The sequence below is a fragment of the Tepidimonas sp. genome, assembly GCF_036824975.1.
GTDB lineage: Bacteria > Pseudomonadota > Gammaproteobacteria > Burkholderiales > Burkholderiaceae_C > Tepidimonas.
Genome location: NZ_DAISZC010000040.1, coordinates 1 through 18,130, shown reverse-complemented (window position 1 = coordinate 18,130; position 18,130 = coordinate 1). Strand labels below are relative to the sequence as shown.

The 18,130-nt window shown below is 65.8% G+C and carries 13 protein-coding genes and 1 tRNA gene; 10 read left to right on the top strand and 4 right to left on the bottom strand.

Annotation, left to right across the window (positions count from 1 at the left end):
* Positions 1 to 201: 201 nt before the first annotated feature.
* From V7Z54_RS06235 to V7Z54_RS06205, 7 genes are all read left to right on the top strand, one after another.
* Positions 202 to 2,109: a propionate--CoA ligase gene (locus V7Z54_RS06235; protein ID WP_334135185.1), complete on the top strand. Its 1,908-nt coding sequence runs from the start codon at positions 202 to 204 to the stop codon at positions 2,107 to 2,109.
* A 118-nt stretch (positions 2,110 to 2,227) separates the two neighbouring features.
* Positions 2,228 to 2,599, top strand: a complete 372-nt coding sequence (locus V7Z54_RS06230; protein WP_334135183.1) for an ArsR/SmtB family transcription factor — start codon at positions 2,228 to 2,230, stop codon at positions 2,597 to 2,599.
* Positions 2,600 to 2,931: 332 nt separating this feature from the next.
* On the top strand, positions 2,932 to 5,814 hold the full coding sequence (locus tag V7Z54_RS06225) for a 2-oxoglutarate dehydrogenase E1 component (protein WP_334135182.1): 2,883 nt from the start codon (positions 2,932 to 2,934) through the stop codon (positions 5,812 to 5,814).
* Between the two features lie 88 nt (positions 5,815 to 5,902).
* A complete protein-coding gene (gene odhB / locus V7Z54_RS06220; RefSeq protein WP_334135180.1) occupies positions 5,903 to 7,171 on the top strand; it encodes a 2-oxoglutarate dehydrogenase complex dihydrolipoyllysine-residue succinyltransferase in 1,269 nt (422 codons plus the stop codon).
* 144 nt (positions 7,172 to 7,315) lie between these two features.
* Positions 7,316 to 8,743, top strand: coding sequence for a dihydrolipoyl dehydrogenase (gene lpdA / locus V7Z54_RS06215; protein ID WP_334135178.1), 1,428 nt, complete (start codon positions 7,316 to 7,318; stop codon positions 8,741 to 8,743).
* Positions 8,744 to 8,751: 8 nt separating this feature from the next.
* Positions 8,752 to 9,906 (top strand): cell division protein ZapE, encoded by a 1,155-nt coding sequence (gene zapE / locus V7Z54_RS06210; protein WP_334135177.1) that lies wholly within the window; start codon positions 8,752 to 8,754, stop codon positions 9,904 to 9,906.
* A 164-nt stretch (positions 9,907 to 10,070) separates the two neighbouring features.
* Entirely contained in the window at positions 10,071 to 11,735 is a 1,665-nt protein-coding gene (locus V7Z54_RS06205) for an acyl-CoA dehydrogenase family protein (RefSeq protein WP_334135175.1), read from the top strand.
* A 121-nt stretch (positions 11,736 to 11,856) separates the two neighbouring features.
* On the opposite strand, the gene V7Z54_RS06200 is transcribed toward V7Z54_RS06205, so the two are convergent.
* The 3 genes from V7Z54_RS06200 to V7Z54_RS06190 all read right to left on the bottom strand — a co-directional run bounded on the left by V7Z54_RS06200 (position 11,857) and on the right by V7Z54_RS06190 (position 13,541).
* Positions 11,857 to 11,947 (bottom strand) — tRNA-Ser (locus tag V7Z54_RS06200).
* Between the two features lie 97 nt (positions 11,948 to 12,044).
* The gene (locus V7Z54_RS06195) at positions 12,045 to 12,956 is read right to left on the bottom strand and encodes an SPFH domain-containing protein (RefSeq protein ID WP_334135173.1); all 912 of its coding nucleotides are present in this window, start codon (positions 12,954 to 12,956) and stop codon (positions 12,045 to 12,047) included.
* Between the two features lie 90 nt (positions 12,957 to 13,046).
* Entirely contained in the window at positions 13,047 to 13,541 is a 495-nt protein-coding gene (locus V7Z54_RS06190; protein ID WP_334135172.1) for an NfeD family protein, read from the bottom strand.
* 206 nt (positions 13,542 to 13,747) lie between these two features.
* Between V7Z54_RS06190 and V7Z54_RS06185 the strand changes: the two genes are divergently transcribed.
* Together V7Z54_RS06185 and V7Z54_RS06180 are read left to right on the top strand one after the other, a co-directional pair.
* Positions 13,748 to 16,039, top strand: coding sequence for an arginine/lysine/ornithine decarboxylase (locus V7Z54_RS06185; RefSeq protein ID WP_334135171.1), 2,292 nt, complete (start codon positions 13,748 to 13,750; stop codon positions 16,037 to 16,039).
* Positions 16,040 to 16,222: 183 nt separating this feature from the next.
* Entirely contained in the window at positions 16,223 to 16,441 is a 219-nt protein-coding gene (locus tag V7Z54_RS06180) for a YdcH family protein (RefSeq protein WP_334135170.1), read from the top strand.
* Between the two features lie 106 nt (positions 16,442 to 16,547).
* On the opposite strand, the gene V7Z54_RS06175 is transcribed toward V7Z54_RS06180, so the two are convergent.
* Positions 16,548 to 17,138, bottom strand: a complete 591-nt coding sequence (locus V7Z54_RS06175) for a C40 family peptidase (protein ID WP_334135168.1) — start codon at positions 17,136 to 17,138, stop codon at positions 16,548 to 16,550.
* Positions 17,139 to 17,228: 90 nt separating this feature from the next.
* On the opposite strand from V7Z54_RS06175, the gene V7Z54_RS06170 reads away from it, so the two are divergent.
* On the top strand, positions 17,229 to 17,825 hold the full coding sequence (locus V7Z54_RS06170; protein WP_334135167.1) for an isochorismatase family protein: 597 nt from the start codon (positions 17,229 to 17,231) through the stop codon (positions 17,823 to 17,825).
* Positions 17,826 to 18,130: the final 305 nt, after the last annotated feature.

Sequence of the window (18,130 nt, the reverse complement as noted above, 5' to 3'; positions counted from 1 at the left end):
ACTGCCTTCACACGGCAGGGGTCGTAGGTTCGAACCCTGCATCACCCACCAAATGATTGACCCGCCCAAGAACCGTCTTGGGCGGGTTTTTTGTTTTCGCGGTGATCGGACGATGGATCCCTGGAACCCGGCCTGCGTCAGCATCGCGCAAGGCGGTCTTCCATAATGGAGGGGTTCCCCCGTCGCCCCGAGGACAGACCCGTGAGCCACGCCGACTATGCTTCGTTCTACCGCCGCTCGATCGAGGACCGCGAGGGCTTCTGGGCCGAGCAGGCCCGCCTGATCGACTGGCAGCGTCCGTTTGAGCGGGTGTGCAATTACGACAACCCGCCGTTTGCGCGCTGGTTCGAGGGCGGGCTGACCAATCTATGCCACAACGCGGTGGACCGCCATCTGCACACGCGGGCCGATCAAAACGCGCTGATCTACGTCTCCACCGAGACCGACACCGAGCGTGCCTACACCTACCGCGAACTGCACACCGAGGTGCAGCGCATGGCCGCCATCCTGCGCACACTGGGGGTGGGCAAGGGCGACCGCGTGCTGATTTACATGCCGATGATTCCTGAAGCGGCGTTTGCGATGCTGGCCTGCGTGCGCCTGGGGGCCATCCATTCGGTGGTGTTTGGCGGCTTTGCCAGCCATGCGCTGGCCACACGCATCGACGACGCGACGCCCAAAGTCATCGTCAGTGCCGACGCGGGCATGCGTGCGGGCAAGGTGGTGCCCTACAAGCATTTGTTGGATGAAGCCATTCGACTGGCAGCTCACAAGCCGCAGCGCGTGCTGATGGTCAACCGTGGACTGGCGGCGCTGGACCCGGTGCAGGGCCGCGACGTGGACTACGCCACGTTGCGTGAGCAGCACCTGCAGGCGCAGGTGCCGTGCGAGTGGGTGGACAGCACCCACCCCAGCTACATCCTCTACACCAGCGGCACCACCGGCCGTCCCAAGGGGGTGCAGCGCGACACCGGCGGTTACGCGGTGGCGCTGGCCGCTTCCATGCGCCACATCTACATGGCGCAGCCGGGCGAGACCTACTTCTCCACCAGCGACATCGGCTGGGTGGTGGGGCACAGCTACATCATCTACGGGCCGCTGATCAACGGCATGGCCACCATCATGTACGAAGGCACGCCGATCCGACCCGACGCCGGCATCTGGTGGCGTTTGGTCGAGAAATACCGCGTCAGCGTCATGTTCACGGCGCCCACGGCCGCTCGGGTGCTCAAAAAGCAGGACCCGGCTTACCTCACCCAATACGACCTCTCCAGCCTCAAGGCCCTGTTTCTCGCTGGCGAGCCGCTGGACGAGCCCACCGCCACCTGGATGGCACAGGCCATTGGGAAACCGATCGTCGACAACTATTGGCAAACCGAGACTGGCTGGCCGATTCTGGCCATCTGCAACGGCGTGGAGCCCGCTCCGACCAAGTTCGGCTCGCCCGGCAAGTCAGTGTATGGCTTCGACGTGCGCCTGATTGACGAAAACACCGGCGAAGAAATCACTGAGCCCAACCGCAAAGGGGTGATTGCGGTGCAGGGGCCGCTGCCGCCGGGTTGCCTGCAAACCGTCTGGGGCGATGACGAACGCTACGTCAAGACCTACTGGTCCAGCATCCCGGGCCGACAGATGTACAGCACCTTCGACTGGGGCGTGCGCGACGCCGACGGCTACTACACCATCCTGGGCCGCACCGACGACGTCATCAACGTAGCCGGGCACCGGCTGGGCACGCGCGAAATCGAGGAGAGCATCTCCAGTCACCCGGCGGTGGCCGAGGTGGCCGTGGTGGGCGTGGCCGACGCGCTCAAGGGTCAGGTCGCGATGGCGTTTGCCGTGCTCAAGGACCCCTCACTGGCCGCCACCGAAGCCGACGCGCTGCGCCTGGAGGGCGAGATCATGAAGGTAGTGGACGAGCAGCTGGGGGCGGTGGCACGCCCGGCGCGAGTACGCTTCGTGGGCCTGCTGCCCAAGACACGCAGCGGCAAGTTGCTGCGGCGCGCCATTCAGGCGGTGTGCGAAGGGCGCGATCCCGGTGACCTGACCACGCTGGATGATCCGTCGGCCCTGCAGCAGATCCGCGAGCTGATGTCGCCGCGCGGCTGACGCCGGTGGCAGCCTTCCAGTCGCGCCGCCGCAACGGGTCAGACGCGACCGGCGTGCCGTTGGTGTTGCAGCATTTTGCCGCTATGATGGGGTCATATCGACTTGCGCGCGCTTATATATGCAACCACTGACGGATAACGACGCGCTGGCGGAAAAAGACCGCGTCTTCGAGTTGGCGGCTGAACTGTTTGGCATTCTGGCCACGCCCACTCGGCTGCGCATCCTGAATGCGCTGTGCGACAAGGAAAAATCGGTCTCGGAGCTGCTGGCCGAAATCGACACCACGCAGCCCAACCTGTCGCAACATCTCAACCTGCTGTACCGGGCGGGCGTGCTGGCCAAGCGCAAGGAGGGCACCCAGGTCTACTACCGGGTGCAGAGCGAGCAGGCGGTGGCCTTGTGTCGCACCGTGTGCACGCAGATCGCCATCGAACTGGACAATCCGGGTACCACGCCGGGTGCCGACCGCCTGATGCCGCGGCGCAGCTGAACACTGCGGCGTAGCGCCGCATCGGCCATCTCCCGGTCCGTGGTGCCGTTGGTGCGGCGCGCCCCCCTGGTGGCGGACGCGAGCTCATCACGGCGACGGTGCACCGGCCCAATGTCCAGGGCGGGTTTTCGCCGACCCGCCGCGGCGTTCCTGCTCCAGCGTCGGTTTGTGATACGGCATGCATTGGCATGCGGGGCGCTTGATGGCACAATTGCGTCCGCACAGTCCCTTCCAGTGCCACTGTCGCGTCCGCCAACCGGTTCAGCCGTGTCGCGGAAGGTTTGTCCACCCACCCGTCAGTCCCCTGCAGGGGGACGGAGGTCAGCGATTCCATGAGCGAGACGACAAGCGTCTACGAGGCGTTCTCGGCCAACTCGTATCTCTTCGGCGGCAACGCGCCGTATGTCGAGGAGATGTACGAGAAATATCTCACCGACCCCACCAGCGTTCCCGCCGAATGGCGTGATTATTTCGACGCGCTGCAGCACGTGCCGGCGGTCGATGGCAGTGACGCCCGCGACATTCCGCACATGCCGGTGATCGCGGCCTTCGCCGAGATGGCCAAGCAGGGGACACTGCAGGTGGCCACCGCCCAGCGCACCGACCCCGAGCAGGCGCGCAAGCTGGTGGCCACCCAGCAGCTCATCGCGGCCTATCGCAACCTGGGCGTGCGCTGGGCGAATCTCGACCCGCTCAAGCGCGCCGAGCGCGAACCGATTCCCGAGCTGGACCCAGCCTTCTATGGGCTGACCGACGCCGACCTGGAGACGGTGTTCAACACCAGCAACACCTACTTCGGCAAGGACACGATGTCGCTGCGCGAGTTGCTCAATGCGCTGCGCGAAACCTACTGCGGCACGATCGGTGCCGAGTTTATGTACATCACCGACCAGACGCAGAAGCGCTGGTGGCAAGAAAAGCTTGAGAGCATTCGCAGTAAGCCCAACTTCACCGCTGATCAGAAGCGCCACATCCTGCAGAACCTGACGGCGGCCGAAGGACTGGAGCGCTATCTGCACACCAAGTACGTCGGGCAAAAGCGCTTCTCGCTAGAAGGCGGCGAGAGCTTCATCGCCGCCATGGACGAGCTGATCCAGCAGGCGGGCGCGCGCGGCGTGCAGGAAATCGTCATCGGTATGGCGCACCGCGGCCGCCTGAACGTGCTGGTCAACGTCATGGGCAAAATGCCCAAAGACCTGTTTGCCGAGTTCGAGCACACGGCGCCGGAAGACCTGCCCGCCGGTGACGTGAAGTACCACCAGGGCTTCAGCTCCGACGTCTCAACCCCGGGCGGCCCGGTGCATCTGAGCCTGGCGTTCAACCCGTCGCACCTGGAAATCGTCAACCCCGTAGTGGAAGGTTCGGCTCGCGCCCGTATGGACCGGCGTGGTGACCGCCGTGGCGACCAGGTGCTGCCGGTGCTGGTGCATGGCGATGCGGCCTTCGCGGGTCAGGGTGTGGTGATGGAAACCCTGGCGCTGGCGCAGACGCGCGGCTACTACACCGGCGGCACGGTGCATCTGGTCATCAACAACCAGATCGGCTTTACGACCTCGGACCCGCGCGACAGCCGCTCGACCCTGTATTGCACCGACGTCGTCAAGATGATCGAGGCGCCGGTGCTGCACGTCAACGGCGACGATCCGGAAGCGGTGACGCTGGCCACCCAGCTGGCGGTGGAATTCCGCCAGACCTTCAAGAAGGACGTGGTGGTCGACATCGTGTGCTTCCGCAAACTCGGACACAACGAGCAGGACACGCCGTCGCTGACCCAGCCGCTGATGTACAAGAAGATCGGCGCGCACCCGGGTACCCGCAAGCTGTATGCAGACAAGCTGGTGGCGCAGGGCATCCTGGGGGCTGACGAGCCCGAGCAGATGGTCAAGGCCTACCGCGCCATCCTGGACGAAGGGCGGCGCACGGTGGAGCCGGTGCTGACCAACTACAAGAGCACCTATGCGGTGGACTGGTCGCCGTTCCTGGGCCGCAAGTGGACCGACGGCGCCGACACCGCCATTCCGCTGGCGGAGTGGAAGCGACTGGCCGAACGGATCACCACGGTGCCCGCCAGCATCACGCCTCATCAGCTGGTCAAGAAGGTGCTGGCAGACCGCGCCGCCATGGGTCGCGGAGAGATCAACGTGGACTGGGGCATGGGCGAGCACATGGCGTTTGCGTCGCTGGTGGCCAGCGGCTACGGCGTGCGCCTGTCGGGCGAGGACTGCGGCCGCGGTACCTTCACTCACCGCCACGCCGTCATCCACGACCAAAACCGCGAAAAGTGGGACGAAGGCACCTACATTCCGCTGCAGAACGTCGCCGACAACCAGGCGCCGTTTACCGTGATCGATTCCATTCTGTCCGAAGAGGCGGTGTTGGGCTTCGAATACGGCTACGCCTCGAACGATCCCAACACCCTGGTGATCTGGGAGGCGCAGTTTGGCGACTTTGCCAACGGCGCGCAGGTGGTGATCGACCAGTTCATCGCCTCGGGCGAGGTGAAATGGGGCCGCCTCAACGGTATCACGCTGTTTCTGCCGCACGGCTACGAAGGGCAGGGGCCGGAACACAGCTCGGCGCGCATCGAACGTTTCATGCAGTTGGCGGCCGACACCAACATGCAGATCGTGCAGCCGACCACTGCCGCGCAGATCTTCCATGTGCTGCGCCGGCAGATGATCCGCAACCTGCGCAAGCCGCTCATCGTCTTCACGCCGAAGTCGCTGCTGCGCGCCAAGGAAGCCACCTCACCGCTGAGCGAATTCACTAAGGGTGGCTTTCAGACCGTGATTCCGGAGCAACACCCCGACATCGTCAAAAACGCGCAGCGGGTCAAGCGCGTCATCGTCTGCTCCGGCAAGGTGTACTACGACCTGGTCAAAAAGCGTGAAGCCAAGGGCCTGGATGATGTGGCCATCGTGCGCATCGAGCAGCTTTACCCGTTCCCGCACAAGGCCTTCGGGGCAGAAATGAAGCGCTTCCCCAACGCCACCGATGTGGTCTGGTGCCAAGATGAGCCGCAGAACCAGGGGCCGTGGTTCTTCGTGCAGCACAACATCCACGAAAACATGCTCGATGGCCAGCGCCTGGGGTACGCCGGGCGTGCCGCTTCCGCATCACCGGCGGTGGGCTACGCCCACCTGCACCAGGATCAGCAAAAAGCCCTGGTGGAGGCAGCGTTCGGTCGCCTCAAGGGCTTCACCCTGACCAAGTGAGTCACCCCCGGCTGCTGCCGTGCGCCCGTCTGCCGGGCGCAGGCGCGGCCGCACCCCAATACCCGTATCGACAGAGGAAGAACACAACATGGCCATCGTTGAAGTCAAAGTGCCGCAGCTGTCCGAGTCGGTGGCAGAGGCCACACTGCTGCAATGGAAGAAAAAGCCCGGCGAACCGGTTGCGGCGGACGAAATCCTGATCGAGATCGAAACCGACAAGGTGGTGCTGGAAGTGCCCGCTCCGGCGGCAGGTGTGCTGGCCGAGGTCGTGGTCGGCGACGGCGGTACGGTGACGTCCGAACAGGTCATCGCCCGCATCGACACCACCGGCAAGGCCGCCGCCGCGGCTGCCGCCCCCGCCCCCGCCCCCGCACCCGCTGCCGCACCAGCGGCAGCATCAGCGCCCGCCGTCGGCGCCGTCCCCGCGGCAGCGATCGCCATGCCGGCAGCGGCCAAGCTGATGGCCGACCATGGTCTGGCGCCGGGCTCGGTGCCGGGCACCGGCAAAGACGGCCGCATCACCAAGGGCGATGTGCTAGCCGCGGTGGCGGCGCCCAAGCCCGCGGCCGCCGCGCCCGTGGCCGCCCCCACCGGCGTGCCGACCAAGGCGCTGCCCCAGGTCAGCGCGCCTGTCGCTTTGGCGCCCGAGCTGGCCAACCGGCCCGAGCAGCGCGTGCCGATGACGCGCCTGCGCGCCCGCATTGCCGAGCGTTTGCTGCAGTCGCAGGCCACCAACGCCATCCTGACTACATTCAACGAGGTCAACATGGCGCCGGTGATGGAGCTGCGCAAGAAGTACCAGGAACGCTTCGAGAAGGAGTATGGCGTCAAGCTCGGCTTCATGAGCTTCTTTGTCAAGGCGGCCGTGCATGCGCTGAAGAAGTTTCCAATCCTCAACGCCAGCGTGGACGGCAACGACATCGTCTACCACGGCTACTTCGACATCGGCATCGCGGTAGGCTCGCCGCGCGGCCTAGTGGTGCCGATCCTGCGCAATGCCGACCAGCTCAGCTTTGCCGACATCGAGAAGAAGATTGCTGACTTCGGCAAACGCGCCGCAGACGGTAAGCTGGGCATCGAGGAGATGACCGGCGGGACGTTCTCCATCTCCAACGGCGGCGTGTTCGGCTCCATGCTGTCGACGCCGATCATCAACCCGCCGCAGTCGGCCATCCTGGGCGTGCATGCCACCAAGGAGCGCCCGGTGGTGGAAAACGGCCAGATCGTGATCCGCCCCATCAACTACCTGGCGCTGTCGTACGACCACCGCATCATCGACGGCCGCGAGGCCGTGCTTGGCCTGGTGGCAATGAAAGAAGCGCTGGAAGATCCGGCACGTCTGCTGTTCAACATTTGAGCTGAAACATTCGAGCGCGCCACGGGCGCGCTAGCCCCGCCGCCCTCTGCGGCGCTGCATCGCCACCGGCGCACCCCGGGCGCGTCGGTGGCCGCGGCGGCCGCTGGCGCGGTGGCCCACCTCCGAATCGCAAGGCATCGTCCCATGTCCCAGACCTTTGATGTGATTGTCATCGGCGCCGGCCCCGGCGGCTACGTCGCCGCCATCCGCGCGGCCCAACTCGGCCTGCAGGTGGCCTGCATCGACGCGTGGACCAACGCGGCGGGCGGCCCGGCCCCCGGTGGCACCTGCACCAACGTCGGCTGCATCCCCTCCAAGGCGCTGCTGCAGTCGTCGGAATACTTCGAGCATGCGCAGCACCATTTCGCCGATCACGGCATCAGCACCGGCGCGGTCAAAATCGACGTGCCGCGCATGATCGCGCGCAAGGATGCTGTCGTGAAACAGAACAACGACGGCATCCTCTACCTGTTCAAAAAGAACAAGGTCACGTTTTTCCATGGGCGTGGTTCGTTTGTGAAGGCGGTCGAGGGCGGCTATGAAATCGCCGTATCCGGGGACAAGCCCACCGCGCTGCTTGGGCGGCAGGTGATCGTGGCCACCGGCTCCAGCGCGCGTGCGCTGCCCGGCGTGCCGTTCGATGAGGAACGCATCCTCTCCAACGACGGGGCGCTGCGCCTGCAGGCGGTACCGAAGAAGCTGGCCATCATCGGCGCCGGCGTCATCGGGCTGGAGATGGGCTCGGTGTGGCGCCGGCTGGGCGCAGAAGTCACCCTGCTGGAGGGACTGCCCACCTTTTTGGCCGCGGCCGACGAGCACATCGCCAAGGAAGCCAAGAAAGCGTTCGACAAACAGGGCCTCAACATCGAACTGGGCGTCAAGGTCGGCGAGGTCAAAACCACGCGCAAGGGGGTCAGTATTGCCTACACCAACGCCAAGGGCGTGACCGCGACGCTGGAGGCCGAACGGCTCATCGTTTCGATTGGTCGTGTGCCCAACACCGCTGGCCTCAACGCCGAGGCGGTGGGCCTGAAGCTCGATGAGCGGGGCGCCATCGTGGTGGATGACGACTGCCGCACCAATCTGCCCGGGGTCTGGGCGGTGGGTGACGTGGTGCGCGGCCCCATGCTGGCCCACAAGGCGGAAGAGGAGGGCGTGGCGGTGGCCGAGCGCATTGCCGGCCAGCACCCGCACGTCAACTTCAACACCATTCCGTGGGTCATCTACACCAGCCCCGAAATCGCTTGGGTGGGTCAAACCGAGCAGCAGCTCAAAGCGGCCGGCCGTCCTTACAAGGCGGGCACCTTTCCCTTCCTGGCCAACGGTCGCGCACGCGCGCTGGGCGACACCAACGGCATGGTCAAAATCCTGGCCGATGCCCACACCGACGAAGTGCTGGGCGTGCACATCATCGGCCCAATGGCCTCCGAGCTGATCGCCGAGGCGGTGCTGGCGATGGAATTCCGCGCCAGTGCGGAGGACATCGCACGCACCTGCCACGCCCACCCCTCGCTGTCCGAGGCGACGAAGGAAGCGGCGCTGGCCGTGGACAAGCGCACCCTCAACTTCTGACGCCACGCATGACCGAGCTCGAGGGCGTCCGCGCCGACACCGCCCCGATCGGCGATGTGGCCTGGGGGCCGGTGCGGCGCGCTTACGAAGCGGAACTGGCGGCGCGCGGTTTTCGAAGCGACCCTGCGCAACTGCGCGGGGTGGCCGCGCTGGAGCGCTGCGCCGCCGAGTGGACGCACTTCAAGCACAAGCGTTCCAACGCCCTGAAAAAGCTCATCAACCGGCTGTCCATCCCGCGCGGGGTGTACCTGTACGGCGGAGTGGGGCGCGGCAAGAGCTTTCTGATGGACTGCTTCTACCAGGCGGTGCCGCTGCGGCGCAAGACACGACTGCACTTTCACGAATTCATGCGCGAAGTGCACCGCGAGCTGGTGGGTCTACAGGGCACGGTCGATCCACTCGACGCACTGGGGCGGCGCATGGCGCAGCGCTACCGCCTCATCTGCTTCGATGAATTTCACATCGCCGACGTCACCGACGCCATGATCCTGTACCGGCTGCTGCTGGCCATGCGCAAATACGGCATCGGCATGGTGACGACGAGCAACTTCCACCCCGACGGACTGTATCCAGACGGGCTGCACCGTGACCGCATTCTGCCCGCCATCGCACTGCTGAAGGACACGATGGAGGTGGTGCAGGTGGACAACGGATCGGATTACCGGCGCCGCGCACTGGAGCAGGTGCGCCTGTATCTGACCCCGCTGGGCGAGCAGACCGAGCGCGAGATGGAGGCGATCTTCGAGCGGCTGCGCGACGGCCACGACGAAGCGCCGCTGCTGCACATCGAAGCGCGCGAGATCCGCGCCATCCGCCGCGCTGGCGGGGTGGTGTGGTTCGACTTTCGCACTCTGTGCGGTGCCCCCCGTTCGCAAAACGACTACCTGGAAATCGCCAGCCAGTTTCACACCGTGCTGGTCAGCAACGTGCCGTTCATGCCGGTCAACATGGCGTCGGCCGCGCGCCGCTTTACCTGGCTGGTGGACGTGCTGTACGACCGCCGGGTCAAGCTGATTCTGTCGGCCGCGGTCCCCCCTGAGCAGCTCTACACCGAAGGACCGCTCGCGCACGAATTCCCGCGCACCGTCTCGCGCCTGATCGAGATGCAGTCGCAGGACTACCTGGCGCAGCAGCGCCGCGACGTCAATACGGCGCTGGCGTAGTGCAGACGCGGACCGCCCGCTGGGCCACTGGTGGCGTTGCGCCACCACCTGCCTGCCATCGCCACGGGGCGGACACCCGGTCTCCGCCCTGGGCCTGGTCCGCTGCAGCCTCCCCCGGAAAACCCGGGTTGGCGTGTTGCTGAATTCTCCGTAGCATGGCCAAGATGACGTCAATCCCCATCCCCGCATCGTGGCGCACGCACGAGGTCCGCAACCAGGTGCCTGAGGTGAGGGACATCGATCCCTGGCTGGCCGACCCGGCGTTGCAGGACGCCATACGACAGAGTCCGGCGGCCGCAGACGCCGGGGAGTTGGTGGCCATCGGCCGTCGCCTGGCCGACCCCGGGGTGCACGAGGACGCTGCACGCGCCAACCGGCTGCCGCCGCAGCACCAGCCCTTCGACAGTCGCGGACACCGGGTCGATCGGGTGCTGTTCGACCCGGCATGGGAGGCGCAGCTGGCGCGGCTGCGCGCCGACGGTGTGGCCACCCTTCCATTCGAGGATGAACGGGCCGGACGCTGGGTCCGCTGGGCGGCCGCATTTTATCTGCACGGGCAAGTCGAGCAGGGCTCGCTATGTCCGACCACGATGACGCTGGCGGCCATCCCGCTGCTGCAGCGCGAGCCCGGCATCTGGGCCTGGGTTGGGCGGGCATTGATGAGCCGCGAGCATGACCCGGCGGACGCGCCCCTGCCGACCAAGCGCTGCGCCTGGGTGGGCATGGGCATGACGGAGAAGCAGGGCGGGTCGGACGTGCGGGCCAACGCGACGCTGGCTGTCCCCGATGGCGATGCTTGGCGGCTGCGCGGACACAAGTGGTTTTTTTCCGCTCCCAGCAGCGATGCCCATCTGGTGACGGCTCGTGTGGGCGACGTGCAGGGCCCGGTGGGGTGCTTTTGGGTGCCCCGCTGGCGGCCCGACGACCAGCGCAACGGCGTGCTCATCCAGCGTCTGAAAGACAAACTGGGCAACCGCAGCAACGCCAGCGGCGAAGTCGAGTTTCTGGACGCCTGGGCGCTGCCGGTGGGTGACCTGCAGCGCGGCATTCCCACCATGCTGGAAATGGCCACCACCACCCGCCTGTGCTGCGTGCTGGGCAGCGCGGCGATTCTGCGTCAAGCGTTGGTGCAGGCCGTGCACTACACCCACCGGCGGCACGCGTTCGGACGCGCGCTGGCCGAGCAGCCGGTCATGCGGGGTGTGCTGGCCGATCTGGCGCTGGAAAGCGAGGCCGCCCTGTGGCTGAGCCTGCGTCTAGCACAGGCCTTTGAGCGGGCGCAAGACGACCCGATAGAGCGCGCGTGGCAGCGGCTACTGACTCCGGCTGCCAAATTCTGGATTTGCAAACGCACCATCGCCTTCACCGCCGAAGCGTTGGAGACGCTGGGCGGCAACGGCTATGTCGAAGACAGTCTGCTGCCGCGCCTGCTGCGCGAAGCGCCGGTGAACGCCATCTGGGAAGGCTCGGGCAACATCATGACGCTGGACGTGCTGCGGGCCATGAGGCGCGAGCCCGAGTCGGCTGTGGCGCTGCTGCAGGACTGGCACCAGACATTGGCCGAGGAGCCCCTTGCACGGGCTGCGTGTGAAGCGCTCGCGCAGTGGCTGCGGCGCGACCCCACCACATGGGAGCCCCACGCCCGCTGGATCACCCAACAGTGGGCGCTGCTGGCACAGGCTGTGTTGCTGCGGCGACATGCCCCTGACGTCGTCGCCGCAGCCTTCGTGGCAGCACGCTTTGGCGACGGGGGGCACGTCTGCGGCACGCCGGTCCATGAACCCGTCACGGACACGGTGTTGCTGCAGCGCGCGCTGCCCTCGGTGTAGGTGAGACAGGACAGCCCCCGGGTACCTGCGGGATCGGGCCCGACGGCCGCAATTCACCTGCCCAACGGCGGCCAGCCTCAACACTGCGCCCCAACCGGTCAGGGCGGGATGCGGTAGCTTATGGCGGAGAGAGGGGGATTCGAACCCCCGAGGGGCTGTTAACCCCTACACGCTTTCCAGGCGTGCGACTTCGACCGCTCATCCATCTCTCCGGGAGGCCGCCATTGTACATGCTGCACATGCGAGACTTACCCCCCACCGCTTGCTTGGTCGAGTACGGGTCGCACCGAGCGTGCGACAGAGGTGTATTTAGCCCTTGGTCGCGCCGACCATCTTCATGGCCGAAGCAATGAGCGCAGAGACTTCCGTCATGTTGCTGGGCACGATGAGGGTCGTCGTGGCATCCGCCGCCACCTTCGCGTAGGCGTCCACCGCCCGCTCGGCCACCTTCAGCTGCACGGCTTGCTCGCCACCGGGCTGGCGAATGGCCTGCGCAATGCGCTCGATCGCCTGCGCGGTGGCCTCGGCCACCTCGCGAATGGCGGCGGCTTCACCCTGCGCCTGGTTGATGGCGGCTTGTTTTTCGCCCTCGGATTTGGCGATGAAGGCCGCGCGCTCGCCCTCAGCCAGGTTGATCTGTTCCTGGCGCTTGCCTTCGGAGGCGGCGATGAGTGCGCGCTTTTCACGCTCGGCGGTGATCTGCGCCTGCATCGCACGCAAGATCTCAGCAGGTGGCGTCAAGTCCTTGATTTCGTAGCGCAAAACCTTCACACCCCAGTTTAGTGCCGCCTCGTCGATGGCATTGACCACCTGCGCGTTGATCATCTCGCGCTCTTCGAACGTCCTGTCCAGCTCCAGCCGCCCGATGACGCTGCGCAGCGTGGTCTGCGCCAGCTGCGTGATGGCCAGCACGTAATTGGAGGAGCCGTAGCTGGCGCGCATCGGGTCGGTCACCTGGAAGTACAGGATGCCATCCACCTTCAGCTGCGTGTTGTCCTTGGTGATACAGATTTGCTCGGGCACATCGAGCGGGATTTCCTTCAAGCTGTGCTTGTAGGCCACCTTCTCGATGAAGGGAATGACGAAATTAAGTCCTGGGCCGAGGGTGCGGTCGTACTTGCCCAGGCGCTCCACGATCCAGGCGGTCTGCTGCGGCACCACCTTGATCGACTTGATGACAAAGATGACGGCAATGACGAAGAGGATGACGGCGATTTCCATGGGTGAGATCTCGGCAGCGTTCGGACAAGAGGGGGGGCGAAGAGGGCAACGCAGCGGCGCAGCGCTTGCGGTGACGGCCTTGCAGGCGGGCTAGGGCGCTGCTGCGGATCCGCCACCTGAGGGTGGGTGCGCGAGCAACGGCTCGATGAGCAGCCGGTTGCCGCGCACCGCCACGATACGCCACGCGTGTGCGGACGACGCTGCGCCGTCGTCGTCATCGGGCGGCCCACCGGTGCCACTGGCGGGCTCGGCCAGCCACTGCGCGCCGCGGTAGCGCACCACCGCCGTTCCATCCGCCTGCCAGCGCTCGACATGCACCGCCGCGCCCACGTCCAGCACCATGTCCGGGTTGGCCTCGGCGCGCGGGCCACGGGGGCGCCGCCAGCGCCAGATGCCCCAGCCCGCCACTGCTCCTGCCCCCACCACGGCAGCACTGACCAGTTGCGCCGACTCGCCCGCGCCCACCGTCGCGGCCACCGCGCCGGCGGCAAATCCCAACGCCAGCATCAACAAAAAAAACGTGCCGCTGAGCAGCTCGGCTGCCACCGCACCACCTGCCAACAGCCACCATCCGGTCGCGTCCATGTTACCCCGCGTTGCGATTGACCCAGGGGCGGGCGGGACTGCCGCCGTCGCCCCCATTCGCCTGCGCCACTACCAGCCGACACCGCGGCGCATGTATGAGCGTCGTTATACCGCGTCTTGGTGTCGCTGGGTGCAATGGGCGGTTTCAAAGTCACCCAAAACCCGTACACTTGGCGCCGTTTTTTCCTCCGTCGCCGTTGCCGCCCATGAAGTTTCGTTTTCCCATCGTCATCATCGACGAAGACTACCGTTCCGACAACACCTCGGGCCTGGGTATCCGCGCGCTGGCGCAGGCCATCGAGGCCGAGGGCTTCGACGTCGTCGGCGTCACCAGCTACGGCGACCTGAGCCAGTTCGCGCAGCAGCAAAGCCGCGCCAGCGCTTTCATCCTTTCGATCGACGACGAAGAGGTCAGCGGTAACCCGGAGCAGGATCCGGCGGTGCTGAACCTGCGCGCCTTTATCCAAGAAGTGCGGCGTAAGAACGCCGAGGTACCCATCTACGTGTACGGCGAGACGCGCACCAGCCGCCACCTGCCCAACGACATCCTGCGCGAGCTGCACGGCTTCATCCACATGTTCGAGGATACGCCGGAGTTTGTCGCGCGCCACATCATCCGCGAGGCTAAGGCGTACCTAGAGTACATTCAGCCACCGTTTTTCAAGGCGCTGCTGGACTATGCCGAGGACGGCTCGTACTCCTGGCACTGTCCGGGGCATTCGGGCGGGGTGGCGTTCCTGAAGACCCCGGTCGGGCAGATGTTTCACCAGTTCTTCGGCGAAAACATGCTGCGTGCCGACGTCTGCAACGCGGTGGAGGAGCTGGGCCAGCTGCTCGACCACAACGGTGCCATCGGCGAGAGCGAGCGCAACGCGGCGCGCATCTTCAACGCCGACCACTGCTTCTTTGTCACCAACGGCACCAGCACCAGCAACAAGATGGTGTGGCACCACACGGTGGCGCCGGGCGACGTGGTGGTGGTGGACCGCAACTGCCACAAGTCCATCCTGCACTCCATCATCATGACCGGCGCCGTACCGGTGTTCCTCAAGCCCACGCGCAACCACTACGGCATCATCGGCCCGATCCCGCAAAGCGAGTTCGAACCCGCCAGCATTCGCGCCAAGATCGCCGCACACCCCCTGCTGCAAGGGGTCGATCCGCACACTGTGCGCCCGCGCATCCTGACGCTGACGCAGTCCACTTACGACGGGGTTCTGTACAACACCGAAACCATCAAGCAACTGCTCGACGGCTACGTGGACAACCTGCACTTTGATGAAGCGTGGCTGCCACACGCGGCCTTCCACCCCTTTTACGGCACGTTCCACGCCATGGGGCGCAAGCGGCCGCGCCCGCAACATTCTATCGTGTACTCAACCCAGTCGATTCACAAGCTGCTGGCCGGCATCAGCCAGGCCAGCCAGGTGCTGGTGCAGGACTCACAGACACAAAAGCTCGACCGGCACCTGTTCAACGAGGCGTACCTGATGCATACCTCCACCAGCCCGCAGTACAGCATCATTGCCAGCTGCGACGTGGCGGCGGCGATGATGGAGCCGCCCGGGGGCACGGCGCTGGTGGAGGAAAGCATTGCCGAGTCGTTGGACTTTCGCCGCGCCATGCGCAAGGTGGACGCCGAATTTGGCCCCGACGAGTGGTGGTTCCAGGTTTGGGGACCCGAGGAGCTGGCCGAGGAAGGCATTGGCCACGCCAGCGACTGGGTTTTGAAGCGCACCGATGCCGACGGCGTGCAAACGGCCGATGGCGCAGACGCCTGGCACGGCTTTGGCGACATGGCGCCGGGCTTCAACATGCTCGACCCGATCAAGGCCACCATCATTACGCCGGGTCTCAACATGAAGGGCGACTTCGCCTCGACGGGCATTCCCGCCAGCATCGTCACCAAGTTTTTGGCTGAACACGGCGTGGTGGTGGAGAAGACGGGCTTGTACTCGTTCTTCATCATGTTCACCATCGGCATCACCAAAGGCCGCTGGAACACGTTGCTGACCGCGTTGCAGCAGTTCAAGGACGACTACGACAAAAACCAGCCCATGTGGCGCGTAATGCCCGAGTTCTGCCGCAAGCAGCCGCGTTACGAGCGCATGGGGCTGCGCGACTTGTGCCAGTTTGTGCACGAGATGTACGCCCAGTACGATGTGGCGCGCCTGACCACCGAAATCTACCTGAGCGACCTCACTCCCGCGATGAAGCCCAGCGATGCCTACGCCCAGATCGCGCACCGCAACACCGAGCGCGTGCCGATCGACGAGCTAGAGGGCCGCATCACCACGGCGCTGATCACGCCGTACCCGCCGGGCATCCCGCTGCTGATCCCGGGCGAGGTTTTCAACCAAAAGATCGTCGACTACCTGAAGTTTTCGCGTGAATTCAACGCGCGCTGTCCGGGGTTCGAGACCGACATCCACGGCTTGGTGGTCGAAGAAACCTTCGACGGCAGCAAGCGCTACTACGCCGACTGCGTGCGACGCTGAAGGGGGCGGTCGTTGGTCACAGCGGGCGGTGCGTTTTGCGGTAGATCAAAGTTGCGGCTTGCCGCTGGGAGTGTGTGGCGGCGCCGTCGGTGCGCTACGGTACAGTACTGCGAGTGTGCCACGGCGGCGCTGGTGTGTCTGTGCGCGGCGCGCCGTTGCCCCAACGTTTTGGCAGGAGGCCCCATGTTTCCGGAATATCGCGATCTGATCAGCAAACTCAAAACCAGCGACCACCACTTCGCGCGCCTGTTCGACAAGCACAACGAGCTGGATGAGCGCATCCAGCGCATGGAGCAAGGCATCGAGCCGGGCAGCCACGAGCAGATCGAGACGCTAAAAAAGGAAAAGCTGCTGCTCAAGGACCAGCTCTACGCGATCCTGCGCCAAGCCGCTGCGGCCTGACGTCGGCGGCCTGGCACGGGTTACCCACCGCCCGGTGCCGCGCCCGGCGGCGCTGCCCCGCACACGCACTTGTCGGCGCAGCCGGCGGTGCCGCTCGGCGCCGGTCTTACGAGGCGCGGTCCGCCAGCGGCACACGCCGTGCCCCGTCGAAGCGGGTGCGCCAGTAGGGGGTATCCATGCGCTCGAGCCGCACTTGCGCGCCGCTGCGCGGCGAATGGATAAACCGCCCGTCGCCAACATAAATGCCGACGTGACTGAACGGCGTCCCCTGGGTATTGAAAAACACCAAATCGCCGGGCTGCAGTGCCTCCGGCGCGATCGGCAGCGTGACCGCCGCCTGCTCGGCGGCCCGCCTGGGCAGCAGCACCCCGGCAGTCTCGCGAAACGTAATCTGTACGAAGCCGCTGCAGTCCACCCCTTCGTCAAAACCGGTGCCCCCCCGCTGGTAAGGTACGCCGACGTAGGCCAGCGCGTACACCAGGGCCGCGGTCGGCGCCGGGCTAGACGACGGAGGGGGCCCATCGTCTGCTGACGTAGCCAGCGGCGCCATCACCCCGCGCTGCCACAGCAGCTCCATGATAGGATCGGGACCCATTTGCGCGATGGCCGCTGATGCGGACAGGGTGGTGACCAGGCACACGGACAGGGTGCGCCAGCCGGTGGCGCGCAACCTTGAGGCGTACAGTGTGCCGGACATGAGAGCCCTCAAGAACAACGCCTGCAACGATAGATCGAATCTGCTTGGCCCGTCAATCGTCTGGGCTCAGTCCCCGCGTCGGAAACCCGCATGTTGTTGGATGCAAGCGACTGCCAGCTGGTGCTGGTCGATTATCAGCCGCGGCTGATGCCCGTCATGGCCCACGGCGAAGAGGTGCTGCAGCGAGCCGAGGTGCTCAGCGCGTTGGCCACGCTGTTCGACGTTCCGATCTGGGGCACGGAGCAGGTGCCACAGCGGCTGGGCGCGATGGTGGAGCCGCTGCGCGGGCGCTGCCGGCGAGTGCTGACCAAAAGCGCGTTCAATGCCTGCGACGACGGTCTGGTTGAACTGTTGCGCCCCAGCGCGCCGCGTCCGGCCGGCAACGCCCGCAGTCTGCCGCGCCATTTGCAGAAAGCCTCAGCACCGGCGCGCCAGACGATCGTGCTGGCCGGCTGTGAGGCGCACGTTTGCCTGCTGCAGACCGCGCTCGGGCTGCTCGAGCATGAGCTCGACGTCTGGGTGGTGACCGACGCCAGCGCCTCCCGCCGTGAGCGCGACCGCGACACCGCATTCGACCGCCTGGCCGCCGCGGGCGTGGAGCTGGTGACGACCGAAATGGTGGGGTTCGAGTGGCTGCGCGACGCGCGCGACCCCCGGTTCCGCGAGGCGCTGACGCTGATCAAGTAGAGGGTTTTCGGCATACGGCAGCGCGCTCCCCGGCTGGGGCATTGCCGTCGTGGCGGCTGCCACCGCTGACCAGCGGTTCACAGAGGGCCCAATCGGCGAAAACTATCGTTGCTATCGAATATTTGCATTTTTAGGGTAAATGCGGATGCAAGGCCGCTGCAGTGGTTGCTAGCATTCGCGCATGGGGTGACCGACCCGTCGGCGCCCCATTCGGAAAGGAGCATGCAGCATGAAATCCCGTGGACATGACCGACGCGCCGTGCTGAAGGCCGGCGGTGCGCTGGCGACGCTGGTGTCGCTGGGGG